The organism is Lentzea flaviverrucosa (assembly GCF_003350445.1).
Classification (GTDB): Bacteria; Actinomycetota; Actinomycetes; order Mycobacteriales; family Pseudonocardiaceae; genus Lentzea; species Lentzea californiensis.
This window is the reverse complement of the sequence record NZ_QQAU01000002.1, coordinates 54,179-66,450: the sequence shown is the minus strand read 5'-3', so window position 1 is coordinate 66,450 and position 12,272 is coordinate 54,179. Positions and strand designations below refer to the sequence as shown.

The 12,272-nt window shown below is 67.8% G+C and carries 11 protein-coding genes; 6 read left to right on the top strand and 5 right to left on the bottom strand.

Translation table 11 applies throughout. From position 1 onward, the window contains the following. Positions 1-42: 42 nt before the first annotated feature. Positions 43-492, bottom strand: a complete 450-nt coding sequence (locus tag DFR72_RS06380; protein WP_114773622.1) for a tetratricopeptide repeat protein — start codon at positions 490-492, stop codon at positions 43-45. A gap of 90 nt (positions 493-582) precedes the next feature. On the opposite strand from DFR72_RS06380, the gene DFR72_RS06375 reads away from it, so the two are divergent. Further along, a complete protein-coding gene (locus tag DFR72_RS06375) occupies positions 583-1,506 on the top strand; it encodes a GNAT family N-acetyltransferase (protein ID WP_114773621.1) in 924 nt (307 codons plus the stop codon). Here the strand turns inward: DFR72_RS06375 and DFR72_RS06370 are convergent. Next, positions 1,456-3,015 (bottom strand): sodium:solute symporter, encoded by a 1,560-nt coding sequence (locus DFR72_RS06370; protein WP_090066425.1) that lies wholly within the window; start codon positions 3,013-3,015, stop codon positions 1,456-1,458. The genes DFR72_RS06375 and DFR72_RS06370 overlap by 51 nt on opposite strands. Then, positions 3,003-4,133, bottom strand: coding sequence for an anhydro-N-acetylmuramic acid kinase (locus DFR72_RS06365; protein WP_090066758.1), 1,131 nt, complete (start codon positions 4,131-4,133; stop codon positions 3,003-3,005). The genes DFR72_RS06370 and DFR72_RS06365 overlap by 13 nt, the downstream gene beginning before the upstream one ends. Before the next feature lie 120 nt (positions 4,134-4,253). On the opposite strand from DFR72_RS06365, the gene ftsY reads away from it, so the two are divergent. After that, positions 4,254-5,561: a signal recognition particle-docking protein FtsY gene (gene ftsY / locus DFR72_RS06360; RefSeq protein WP_090066424.1), complete on the top strand. Its 1,308-nt coding sequence runs from the start codon at positions 4,254-4,256 to the stop codon at positions 5,559-5,561. A gap of 569 nt (positions 5,562-6,130) precedes the next feature. Here ftsY and DFR72_RS06355 read toward each other — a convergent pair. Next, on the bottom strand, positions 6,131-6,862 hold the full coding sequence (locus DFR72_RS06355) for an IclR family transcriptional regulator (RefSeq protein ID WP_281273310.1): 732 nt from the start codon (positions 6,860-6,862) through the stop codon (positions 6,131-6,133). A gap of 92 nt (positions 6,863-6,954) precedes the next feature. On the opposite strand from DFR72_RS06355, the gene aceB reads away from it, so the two are divergent. The 4 genes from aceB to DFR72_RS06335 all read left to right on the top strand — a co-directional run bounded on the left by aceB (position 6,955) and on the right by DFR72_RS06335 (position 11,465). Next, positions 6,955-8,439 (top strand): malate synthase A, encoded by a 1,485-nt coding sequence (gene aceB / locus DFR72_RS06350; protein ID WP_245982586.1) that lies wholly within the window; start codon positions 6,955-6,957, stop codon positions 8,437-8,439. Further along, the gene (locus tag DFR72_RS06345; protein ID WP_090066421.1) at positions 8,439-9,608 is read left to right on the top strand and encodes a DUF6986 family protein; all 1,170 of its coding nucleotides are present in this window, start codon (positions 8,439-8,441) and stop codon (positions 9,606-9,608) included. The genes aceB and DFR72_RS06345 overlap by 1 nt, the downstream gene beginning before the upstream one ends. Positions 9,609-9,683: 75 nt before the next feature. Next, positions 9,684-10,151 (top strand): Imm1 family immunity protein, encoded by a 468-nt coding sequence (locus DFR72_RS06340; RefSeq protein WP_090066420.1) that lies wholly within the window; start codon positions 9,684-9,686, stop codon positions 10,149-10,151. 30 nt (positions 10,152-10,181) lie between these two features. Continuing rightward, positions 10,182-11,465, top strand: coding sequence for an NAD(P)/FAD-dependent oxidoreductase (locus DFR72_RS06335; RefSeq protein ID WP_090066419.1), 1,284 nt, complete (start codon positions 10,182-10,184; stop codon positions 11,463-11,465). On the opposite strand, the gene pucL is transcribed toward DFR72_RS06335, so the two are convergent. Next, complete coding sequence (pucL, locus tag DFR72_RS06330) at positions 11,392-12,270, bottom strand: factor-independent urate hydroxylase (RefSeq protein WP_090066418.1); 879 nt, start codon at positions 12,268-12,270, stop codon at positions 11,392-11,394. The genes DFR72_RS06335 and pucL overlap by 74 nt on opposite strands. Positions 12,271-12,272: the final 2 nt, after the last annotated feature.

The window sequence follows — 12,272 nt, the reverse complement described above, 5'->3', positions numbered from 1 at the left end:
CCAGCGCCGCGGACCCCGCCGGTGTGAGTGATGTCTCGTGCGTCATGTAGCGCGCCTCAAGAACGCGATGTCGCGCTTCACCTTCGTGATCCGGTCGTGCGTGGGCATGAGCACCCGCGACAGCGCCGTCAGCAGCTGCTCCAGGTCCTCGGCCGCTCCCGCCGCGTCACCGGCCGAATAGCGCAGGCTGGCGAGCAGCTGCCTGGTCTCCAGGACGTCGTCGTGCTCGGGACCCAGCACCCGGACCTGGTCGCGCAGCAGCGGCTCGCAGACCTCGACGGCCTTGCCGAACTGCTTCGACGTGCCCAGGACCCGTGCCAGGTTGAGCCGGACGGCGAGGGTCGCTGGGTCGTCCGCACCCGCCGTGCGCGTGTAGTCCCTCGCGAGCGCCCTGAACTCGGCGGCCGCGCCCCTGAAGTCGCCCGCGTGGGCCTTGGCCTGCGCCTGAGCATCTCTGGCGGTCAGCTCTTCGGGTTCTCCGACGGACGACATCCGCGCCATTTTACAGAGCAACGCGTTCGTGACCTGGGACCGCCGAAAACTCCCTCGCTTCGAACGGCCGTGCGAGTGACCATTCCTCCTATGTACGACATCCGTTTCGCCGAACCTGGCGACCTCGGCGCCACGATGGCGCTGCTCGTCCGGCTCCAGGCCGACAAAGCGCACCACATCGGGTACCTCGGTGAGACAGTCGAAGAGCTCCGCGCGGAGCTCGGCGAGTTCGAGCCCTCCTGGGCGGACTGCACGGTGGTGGCCGTCGACGCCGACGACAACATCACCGGCATGCTCAGCGTGGAGATCGATGCCGAGCTCGGCCGTGCGTGGCTGCACGGACCGTTCGTCGACGTACCGGTCAACCACCCCGCGGGCAGCCGCATCTGGGACCAGACCGCCGACGCGATGTTCCGCCGCGCCACCGAGCTCCTCACCGGCATCACCGACCTCGAGCTCTACGGGCACACGGCCCACCGGCGGCTGGCGGCGTTCGCCGAACGGCACGCCTTCAGCGCCGGCAAGGCGAGTGCCATCCACGTCCTCGACAACGGGGACCTGCGCACGTTGCTGCTCAGGGACGCCAAATGTCCCAGCGACCGTGAGATGCGCGTCCTCCCGACGGACGAGTTCGTGCACGAGGCCGTCGCGGTCCTGCACGAACGATGTTTCCCGCACACGTACCTGTCCGGCCGGCAACTCGTCGAGTCCGATCCGGCGAAACGCACGGTCGTCGTCGCCATGGACGGCCAGCGCGTGCTCGGCTATGCCGCCGGCAAAGCCCAGCCCGAGGAGTACTACGTCGACTTCGTGGCCGTCGAGCCCGGGGTCCGCGGTCAAGGCGTCGGTGCCGCCCTCGTCACCGAACTGCTCTGGAAGCTCGCGGCGGACCACGGTGCCCGGCCACAGGCCGCCGCGTCGATCTACGCGGGCAACGAGTCGTCGCAGAACATGTTCGCCCGCCTAGGATTCCGCCTTCACATCGAGCTCGTCTCGTACCGGCACACCGCGTGAGTGCCTCAGTGACAGCAACCCACCCACGAGCAAGGTGACCGCCACCCCCAGGGGCGTGTTCCACCAGCCGGTCAAGGACTTCAGGTCGGCCGTCGCCTTCCCGAAGTTGATCGTCGGCGTGCTGCCGGCGAACTTGACGCCGAGGATCACGAAACCGACGACCAGCACCGTCGACACGAACGCGATGATCGCGTCCGCCTGCGTGACGCGCTTGAAGATGAGGCCGAGGAGGAAGGCCCCGAGCAGCGCGCCGTAGGTGTAGCCGGCGATGCCGAGCGCCTGCACCACGATCGGATCCGCCGTGGTCTTGTTCGAGGAGGCGAACAGGCCCGCGCAGACGATCAGCAGACCCGCCCACGCGAGGGTCCAGAGCCGTCCGTGGCGCAGGCGTTCCTCGTCGGTCATCGGGGTCTTGCGGATGCGTTCGTAGACGTCGGTGACCGTGCTGGAGGCCAGGGCGCCCAGCGACGACGACAGCGCGGCGGCGAGGATGCCGGCGATCACGAAGCCGGACAGACCCGACGGCAGCGAGTTGACGATGAAGTACCCGAAGAGCTCGTCCTTGTTGCCGAGCTTCAGGTCCTTCACCGGGTCCACGCCGTTGTAGAACGCCCACAGCATCACGCCGATGAACAAGAAGAACGCGAACTGCAGGAACACCACGAAACCGGAGGCGATCAGCGCCTTCTGCGCGGACTTCACGTCCTTCGTGGACATGAGCCGCTGCACGATCAGCTGGTCCGCGCCGTGCGAGGCCATCGACAGCAGCGCACCGCCGAAGAACGCGGCGATGAACGGGTAGGCGCCCGTCAGCGGTGACGAGGTGAAGTCGAAGATCTGGAACTTGTTGACGTCGACGGCCTTGGAGAACCAGCCGTCCTGCAGCTGACCCGACAGCCACCAGATCACCACGGCGCCGCCGAGCACGTACCAGAGCATCTGGATGGCGTCGACCCACACGACCGCGCGCACGCCGCCGAAGAAGCTGTAGAACACCATCGCGATGCCGAGCGCCAGGATGATCGTCCAGTAGTTCGCGGCGATGCCGTACTGGGCGAGCACGAGCTTGATCGGGATGGCCGTCGCGAAGAGCCGGATGCCGTCCGCGAGCAGGCGGGTGAAGAGGAACGTCACGGACGCCGTGGCGCGCATGCCGTTGCCGTAGCGCTTGCCTAGGAACGCGTACGCCGTCACGAGGTCACCGGCGATGTAGCGCGGCAGCAGCACGAAGCTGACGATGATGCGGCCGACGATGTAGCCGAGCGCGAGCGTCAGGTACGTCATGCCGCCCTGCGCGGGCGTCGCCATGTACGCGATCACCGGCACGCTCAGCACCGTGAGCGTCGACGTCTCCGCGGACACGACCGAGAGGCAGACGACCCACCACGAGATGCGTTTCTCGCTGACGAAGTAGTCGGTGGACGACTTCTGCCTGCCGCCGATCCACATGCCGAGCAACGGCATGCCGACGAGGAACAGGACGATGATCGCGAGGTCTAGTCCACGCACTTCGGGTTCCCCACATTCAGCTTGGTCACTGGACCGGTGACGGGTTCTGGCAGTCGCAGCGGCCCGTCGCCGGGCGTGATGCTGCCGAGCAGCCGCGGCCCGGACGCGCCGGTCGCGGACGGCGTGTTGCCCGCGACCCCGTGCCACGTCAGGAATCCGAGCAGCGCGGCGAGGTAGGCCTCCTTGCCGTCGCGCGGCAGACCCAGCGAGTCGCTGATCTTCAACGGGACGGGGTCGAGCGCCTTGGCCAGCGCTTCGACCAGCACCGGGTTGCGCATGCCGCCGCCGGACGCGACGACGGTGCTCGCGTCGTGCGCGCGGCAGGCGTCGGCGATGGTGCGGGCGGTGAGTTCGGCGAGCGTGCGGAGCATGTCCTCGGCCTGGACCGTGGGGAAGCCCTGGAGGTACTCGGCGTTGAAGTGCTCCTTGCCGGTCGACTTCGGCCACGGCTTGGCGTAGTACGGGTCGGCGAGGAGCTTCTTGAGGACGTCCTCGCGGACGTTGCCCCTGCTCGCGAACTCGCCGTTGGTGTCCTGGCGCCGTTCGCCGTGGGAGAGCACCTCCATGACGGCGTCCATCAGCGCGTTGCCGGGCCCTGTGTCGTACGCGATGGGCTGGCTTCCGGGTCTCACGACGGTGATGTTCGCGATGCCGCCGATGTTCAGCGCGATCGCGGGCCCGGCCTCGACCATGCCGGCGAGCCACAGCGCGTCGAGCGTGGACGCCAGGGGCGCGCCCTGGCCTCCCGCTGCCACGTCGCGGACCCTGAGGTCGGCGATGACGGGCAGACCGGTGCGTTCGGCGATCCAGGCGGGCTGGCCGAGTTGCAGGGTGCCGAGGCAGTCGCCGTCCTGCACCTCGTGGTGCACGGTCTGCCCGAGCGACGAGATCAGGTCCGCCGGCAGGTACCCGGCGGCGACTTCGCCGAAAGCCTGTCCGAGCGAGGTGTCGAAGGCGCACACTTCAGCGAGGTCCCGTGGTTTCTCCAGGAGGTCCTTCGGGAACGGGTGCTCGGCGCACTGCACCGGCACGAGCTCGACGACGTCGCCGTGGATCGACAGGTCGGCGACGGCGACGTCGATACCGTCCATCGACGTGCCGGAAATCAGTCCGATCACCCTCACGACGTGTGGTCTATTCCACAGCGTGGCGGGACGCAAGGGCCTTGGTGAAATCTTCGCCTAAATGAGCAATACATGGTTGACAGGTCACATGAGGGTCTGTGAAACCATGAGCCAGTGTCGACGTCCTCCCTTGTCCTGATCCTCGTCGTCGTAGCGGTCGTGCTGATCGCCGCGCTGGTGACCGGTGTGGTGCTGACGCGTCGCCGTCGCATCAGCCTGACTCAGAAGGAGGAGGCGCCGAGGCCTGGCGGATACCAGGCGTCGTCCGGGATCTCGCTGACCCCGGCGGCCCCCGAAGCCACCACCGCCGAGGCGGTCGCGGTGCCCCAGGTGCCGGTGCCCGTAGAGCGCCCAGCGCCCGTCGAGCACCCGGTGGCCGAGCGGACCGAGGTCGACGGCCAGCCGGGAGTAGGCGACGACGCCTCCGTGCCGCGCGACTCGGAGAAGCGCGGCTTCGTCGAGGTCGACCTGCCGGAAGAGGCGTCCGAGGTCGAGGAGATCGAGCCGACGTCCGGCCGCCTGGAACGCCTGCGCGGCAAGCTCTCGAAGTCGCGCAACGCCTTCGGCACCTCGCTGCTGGGGCTTCTGGGTGCCGGTGACCTGGACGAGGACTCGTGGCAGGACGTCGAGGACACGCTGCTGATCGCCGACCTCGGGGCGGCGCTGACGACCGAGATCGTCGAGACGTTGCGCTCGAAGATCGTCGGGACCGGTGTCCGGACCGAGGCTGAGGCGCAGGCGTTGTTGCGCGGGGTGCTGGTCGACGCCCTTGGGCCCAAGATGGACCGTTCGTTGAAGGCGCTGCCGCACGCGGGCAAGCCTGCTGTGCTGCTTGTCGTCGGGGTCAACGGTGTCGGTAAGACCACCACGACCGGCAAGTTGGCGCGCGTTCTTGTGGCTGACGGTCGCACTGTGCTGCTGGGGGCTGCTGACACGTTCCGTGCTGCCGCTGCCGACCAGTTGGAGACCTGGGGCAAGCGGGTCGGGGCTGAGACCGTGCGTGGGCCTGAGGGTGGGGATCCTGCCTCCGTGGCGTTCGAGTCCGTGAAGCGGGGGATGGACACCGGGGTTGACACGGTGTTGATCGACACCGCTGGGCGGTTGCACACCAAGAAGGGGCTGATGGACGAGCTTGGCAAGGTCAAGCGCGTCGTCGAGAAGCAGGCTGTGGTGGATGAGGTTCTGCTGGTTCTTGACGCCACCACCGGGCAGAACGGGCTGACTCAGGCTCGGGTTTTTGCTGAGCAGGTGGACATCACTGGGATTGTGCTCACCAAGCTGGATGGCACGGCCAAGGGCGGGATCGTTTTTCAGGTTCAGCGGGAGCTTGGGGTGCCGGTGAAGCTTGTGGGCCTCGGGGAAGGGGCTGATCACTTGGCTCCGTTCGAGCCTGGGGCTTTTGTGGATGCCCTGCTTGGGTGATCTTGTCGGACCCTCTGAGTACGTTGAGATGTAGGGGTTCCCGGATCGGGGGGACCCCTGCGTCAGCTTGGTGCGGCCTTGCGGGTGGTCGGCTTGCCGCGACCTTTCGGGTGGTCGGCTTGCCGCGACCTTTCGGGTGGTCGGCTTGCGGGCGGCGAGCTTGCGGGTGGTCACCTTGCGGGCGGCGAGCTTGCGGTTGGTCACCTTGCGGGCGGCGAGCTTGCGGTTGCGTGCGTTTTCCTGGGGCTCTGCCCCAGACCCCGGCAATCTGATCGGGGGGTGGCGCCGTGGGTGGGTTGATGGCACGCCTGTTGCGTTGGGCGGCTGCCTGGTGCGTTGAGGGTGCGTTGTGGCGGTGGGGTCCCGTCACGAGTCGCACCAAGAGCGGGCCACACCTGAAGAAGGGTGTCAAGCGGACGAAAAGCGTGTCCGCTTGACACCCTTCTTCAGGTGCAGCAAGTGCTATAGCGCGACCCGTGACGGGACCCCACCGCCCATGCCTTGCGGTAAGGACGGCTCGCCTTCGGCATCGCGTGCGGGGGACGGCTCGCCTGCGGCATCGCGTGCGATCAGGCTGTTGCGGCTTGGTCTGCCAGTCGCTTCGCTACTGCCAGCACCTCCGGCAGGATTCGGGCTACCGCTTCCTTCGTCAGTCGTCCCTCTGGGCCCGACACCGACACCGCGGCCAGGGTCGGGCCGCCGATCACCGGGACTGCGATGCACCGCACGCCCAGTTCCTGTTCGGACTCGTCCAGTGCGAAGCCGCGTGTCGCGATCTCGTCCAGCGAGTCGAGCAGTTCGCCCGCGTCTGTGATCGTGTTCGACGTGTAGGCGGGTAGGCCCGTGCGGTCCAGCAGTGCGCGGACGTCTGCGCGGGGGAGTTGCGAGAGCATCGCCTTGCCCACGCCTGTGCCGTGTGGCAGCAGGCGGCGGCCCACCTCTGTGAACATGCGCATCGAGTGCTTCGACGGCACCTGCGCCACGTAGACGACCTCGTCGCCGTCCAGGACGGCCAGGTTTGCCGTTTCCTCGACTGAGTCGACCAGTTGCGAGAGCAGGGGTCTGGCCCAGGTGCCGTATTGGCGGGAGGCGGTTTCGCCCAGGCGGATCAGGCGGGAGCCGAGGGTGTAGCGGCGGTTGCTGTTCTGGCGTACGTAGCCCAGCGTGACGAGGGTGCGGATCAGGCGGTGGATCGTGGGGAGTGGTAGGCCTGAGGTTGCCGCCAGTTCGGAGAGTGAGGCTTCGCCGCCTGCGTCTGCTAGCCGTTCTAGCAGGTCGAAGGCTCTTTGCAGGGACTGCACGCCACCTGTGGACACGGTGCGACTCCTCTCGTTGCAGTTCCGCAATGCAAAAACTATAGTCCACACAGCAAAACCGAGAGAGGTGGATCCAGGTGCAGGTCCTGACCGAAGAGGCTCTTGAGTTCGTCGCGAAGCTGCATGAGGCGCACGCCGCCCGCAGGGACGAGTTGCTCGCCCTTCGCAAGGAGCGCCGGCCCCTCGGGTTCCTCCCCGAGACGCAGGACGTGCGTGACGGGGAGTGGACGGTGGCTGAGGCGCCGGAGGCGCTGCGGGATCGGCGCGTCGAGATCACCGGGCCCACCGAGCGCAAGATGACGATCAACGCGCTCAACTCCGGGGCCAAGGTGTGGCTTGCCGACCTGGAGGACGCGAACACGCCGCATTGGGACAACGTCGTGCAGGGGCAGGTGAACCTGTACGAGGCGGCGCGGGAGACGATCGAGTTCACCTCACCCGAGGGCAAGGAGTACAAGCTCAAGGGTGGGCCGTATCCGACGATCGTCGTGCGGCCGCGCGGGTGGCACCTCGACGAGCGGAACCTGCAGTTCGGCGGGAAGAACGCCGTTGGTGCGCTCGTGGACTTCGGGTTGCACTTCTTCCACAACGCCGAGCTCGGCAAGCCGTACTACTACCTGCCGAAGATGGAGTCGCACCTCGAAGCGCGGCTGTGGAACGACGTCTTCACGACGGCGCAGCAGCTCAAGGGCGTGCCGCACGGCACCATCAGGGCGACTGTGCTCATCGAGACGATTCCCGCCGCGTTCCAGATGGAGGAGATCCTCTACGAGCTGCGGGACCACGCGTCGGGGCTCAACGCCGGTCGGTGGGACTACCTCTTCAGCGTCATCAAGTACTTCCGTGACGCGGGTGCGGACTACGTGCTGCCGGACCGCAACAGCGTCACGATGACGGCGCCGTTCATGCGCGCGTACACCGAGCTTCTGGTGAAGACGTGCCACAAGCGCGGGGCGTTCGCCATGGGTGGCATGGCCGCGTTCATCCCGAACCGGCGTGATCCCGAGGTCACCGAGAACGCGCTGCGCAAGGTTCGCGAGGACAAGACGCGCGAGGCGAACGATGGTTTCGACGGGTCGTGGGTGGCGCATCCTGACCTCGTGCCGATTTGCCGCGAGATCTTCGACGGGGTGCTGGGTGACCGGCCGAACCAGATCGACAAGCAGCGTCCGGAGGTCAGCGTCACGGCGGAGCAGTTGCTCGACTTCAAGTCGGCGGGTGGTGCGGCTACGCGCGCGGGGCTCGAGGCCGCCGTCGACGTCGGCGTGCGGTACATCGCGTCCTGGCTGGGCGGCAACGGCGCCGCGGCGATCCACAACCTGATGGAGGACGCGGCCACCGCGGAGATCAGCAGGTCGCAGATCTGGCAGTGGATCAACAACGAGGTCGTGCTCGACGACGGCACGGAGGTCACCGCCGACGCCGTCCGGGAGGTGCTGGCGCGGGTCGGGAACGAGCTCGAAGGGCCGCACGTCGCGTCGGCCGTCGAGCTGTTCGAGCAGGTCGCGCTGTCCGAGGACTTCGTGGACTTCCTGACGCTGCCGGCGTACGAGCGCATCTGATGTACGAGACATCGCTGTCTCCCGACGACGTCGCGCGGGTGACCGCCCGGCTGTCCACTGTGGAACGCAGCTGGCCGGTGGGGCGTCAGCCCGTGCACACGTGCTACGTGCCCGCCGGTCGCATCATCGGGACCACGGTCGCCGACTGGGGCCGTGAGGCGCTGGAGTCGATCGAACCGGAACTGCTCCCGGAACTGCCCGAGGGCGTGCTGGAACGCGTCGAGGCCAAGCTCCGCCGGGAACCGATCGAGGACCTGCGGATCGACTTCGAGGACGGCTACGGCGCGCCCGAGGACGACGTCGAGGACATGGACGCCGAGAGCACGGCGATCCTGCTGTCGCGCTGGGTCGCCGAGGGCACCGCGCCGCTGTCGATCGGGCTGCGCATCAAGTCGTTCGACACGGCCGAACTGCGTGAGCGCGGCCTGCGCACCCTGGACATCTTCCTGACGGCGCTGGAGGAAGTGCCGCCGGGATTCGTGATCACCTTTCCGAAGGTGACGTCGGTCGACCAGGTCGAGGTCTTCGGCGAGGTCCTCGACCTCTTCGGCGGGGACCTGAAGTTCGAGATCCAGGTGGAGACCACCCAGTCCATCGTGGACGGTGAGGGGCGGCTCGCGATCCCGCGGTTCATCGCGGCGGGGCGCGGGCGCGTGACGGGTCTGCACTTCGGCACCTACGACTACACGGCGGGCTGCGGGCTGTCCGCGGCGCAGCAACATCTGGCGCACGGTGCGTGCGACTTCGCCCGGCACGTGATGCAGGTTTCCGCCGCCGGCACGGGTGTCCGCCTGTCGGACGGCTCGACCAACGTGCTTCCCGTCGGTGATCAGAAGAAGCACGGCTGGGACACGCACTACCGGCTGACGCGCCGTTCGCTGGAGCACGGTTTCTACCAGGGCTGGGACCTGCACCCGGCACAACTGGTGACACGATATGCGGCTGTTTACGGTTTCTACCGCGAAGGTCTGGACGCGGACGCCGCACGCTTGAAGGCGTACGTGGAGAACGTCTCCGGAGGCGTTCTGGACGAGCCGGCGACCGCGCAAGCGTTGTCGTCGTTCTTCCTCCGTGCGGTGGACTGCGGTGCGCTCGATCCGGCGGAGGTGCAGGTCGCGACGGGTCTGGACGAGTCAGCACTGCGGGGGCTCGCCACCCGTTCGAGCTGATCGGGTCATCACCCGTTCGTGTGGTTCTGTCAATGGGTGTCGAATAGTGCGGGTAATGGGTGCAGGGTGGCTCGCATGAGCATGCGTGCGGGCCTCTGGACCGGCCTACCCGACCTCGACGCTGCCGAGCACAAGTACCAGGTCGTCGCGTGCGAGGCGGACGTGGACACGCTGATCCGGCTCCTCGACAGGCCCGAGTGCAACGACGGGTCGCTCGACCACTTCGGTCGCGACCTCACCGCCGACGGCGAACCGGACCACAACGTCGTGCTCGCCGTGCGCGGTGCGTGGGGCTACATGTACTACGTCGACAACACCTTCATGGGCTGGCCGAAAGGGGCCCCGGAAGCGCCGTACGTCAACGAGAAGTACACGGACTTCCCGCCCGGCGTCGGCGTTCCGCTCGACCTGTTCCGGCAGCTGCTGATCGAGTTCATGATCTCCGGCGAACGACCGACCGGCGTCGACTGGTACTGCGAGGCCGACCTGTTCCACTCGTGGCGTGATCAGCAGATGTCGTTGCGCACGAGCGAGAACCGCTGACTCTCAGCTGATCGCTGGTTGAATGGCCGCATGAAGGCCGTGGTGATGGGTGGGGGAATCGCCGGCTTGCTCGCTGCTCGGGTGCTGACCGAGACGTGCGACGAGGTGGTGGTCCTGGAGCGGGACGAGCTGTCGGAGGAGCCCGAGTACCGGGCCGGGGTGCCGCAGGGCAGGCACACGCACGGACTGCTGGTGCGGGGCGGCGAACTCCTGGAGGAACTGTTCCCCGGACTGCGCGACGAACTCGTGGCGGAGGGGGCGGTGCTCGCCGACGCGGGGGACATGCGCATCCTCAACCCGCTCGGCTGGCTCGCCAAGACGCCTCTGGGCCTGCCGCTGCTGTCGTTGAGCCGCCCGTTGCTGGAGACCTGCATCCGGCGGCGGGTCACCGCCGAGATCGTGGACGGCGTGCACGTCACCGGCCTGTCGTTCCGCGACGGCGTCGTCGACGGCGTGCTCACCCGCGACGGCAGGGTCGATGCCGATCTGGTCGTGGACGCGACCGGCAGGGTGTCGAAGCTGCCGGTCTGGCTCGCGGCCGCGGGGATCGCCACGCCGGAACCCGAGGTGGTCGACTCCGGCACGGGGTACGCGACCCGGATCTACACCGCGCCGGAGGACTTCCCGGTGGTGTACGCGGAAAGCCTGTCCGCGCCGGACCTCCCGCGGGGCGTCGCGGCGATGCGCGTCGAGGGCGACCGGCTCATGGTCACCGCGCAGGGGGCCGTCGGTGATCACCCGCCGCGCGACCTCGACGGCTACCAGGAGTTCCTGGACTCGTTGCGAGTGCCGATCTCGGAGATGCTCGCCGACGCCGAACCGCTCACACCGGTCTACCTGTTCGCCCGGACGGCCTCTCGCCGCAACGCTTTCGAGGACGTGGTGAACTGGCCGGGCGGGCTGGTGGCGGTGGGAGACGCGGTGTGCGCGTTCAACCCCGTGTACGGGCAGGGCATCACCGTGGCGGCGATGGAGGCGCTGTTGTTCCGGCGGCACGCGGACTTCAGCGCCAAGGGGTGCCGGGAGTTCCAGCGGAAGATCGCGAAGACCTCGAAGGGGTCGTGGGCGATGTCCAGCAACGCCGACCGCAACTGGCTCGGCCCCCGGCGCGGCGGCCTGCTCGGCTGGTACCTCAAGAAGTGGCAGGCCGGGATCGTGCACGACCCCGACCTGTTCCGCCGCTTCGTCCGGGTCGTGCACATGGTCGCAACGCCTGCGACCCTGCTCAACCCGGTCGTGTTCAGAAGGCTGGCAAAGTACTCCAGGCAAGACCAGCCTCGGGGGCGTCGTCCCGCAGGATCGAGCCCTCGATGAGCCCGTACGGGCGGTCCGCGGCGTAGAAGACCTCGTTGTCGTTCTCCAGGCCGAACGCGCTGAGGTCCACCAGGAAGTGGTGCTTGTTCGGCATGGAGAGCCGCACCTCGGCGACCTCGGAACGGGCGTTCAGCACGGCCTCGCCCATCGCGTACAGCGTCTGCTGCAACGACAGGGAATGCTTGTCCGCGAACGTCTTCAGCATGATCGACCGGATCTCGGCGAATGACTTCGCCCAGTCGGCGTCCGTGCCGGCGTAGCGCCAGCGGGCGGTCACCGACGTCGCCAGGATGCGGTCGTCGGTCTCCTTCAGCGTCGTGTACGGGTCCTTCGGGTAGCCGTGGAACTCCGATCCCGTCGACTTCAGCACCACCATGTCGCGCACGCCCGACACGACCCACGCCTGCGAGCCCTCGATCGTCACGGCGGTGGTGCGCTTCTCGTTCGAGCCCTGGACGAACGAGTGGTCGTGGCCGTCGATGCGGTCCCACGCGTGCTCGTCGATCAGGACGCGGGCACCCGTGATCGGCTCCTGCGAGCCGACGAAGTGCCGGCCGAGCCGCAGCGCGAAGTCCTCGATCTCGCCTACTGGGGCCTGCTTGGCGAAGGCGTAGACGGTGTTCTTCTGCGTGTCGGTCGCGAGCACCTTGGCGTTGTCGCCGGTGAGGTGCGTGTCCGCGAGGTCTCCGCGCAGCGAGGTGCTGACGGTCAGGTCTTTGACGGTGTGCACGGAACCGTTGCGCGACACCGTGACGAGGCGGTTCTCCGCCTTCCCGTACTGGTTGGGGCCCAGGACGATGGCCATGT

Bases quoted from the DNA above. Each gene is read 5' to 3' on its own strand.
- DFR72_RS06380 (WP_114773622.1), bottom strand. From the start codon at position 492: ATGTCGTCCGTCGGAGAACCCGAAGAGCTGACCGCCAGAGATGCTCAG.
- DFR72_RS06375 (WP_114773621.1), top strand. From the start codon at position 583: ATGTACGACATCCGTTTCGCCGAACCTGGCGACCTCGGCGCCACGATG.
- DFR72_RS06345 (WP_090066421.1), top strand. From the start codon at position 8,439: ATGTACGAGACATCGCTGTCTCCCGACGACGTCGCGCGGGTGACCGCC.
- DFR72_RS06340 (WP_090066420.1), top strand. From the start codon at position 9,684: ATGAGCATGCGTGCGGGCCTCTGGACCGGCCTACCCGACCTCGACGCT.
- DFR72_RS06335 (WP_090066419.1), top strand. From the start codon at position 10,182: ATGAAGGCCGTGGTGATGGGTGGGGGAATCGCCGGCTTGCTCGCTGCT.
- pucL (WP_090066418.1), bottom strand. From the start codon at position 12,270: ATGGCCATCGTCCTGGGCCCCAACCAGTACGGGAAGGCGGAGAACCGC.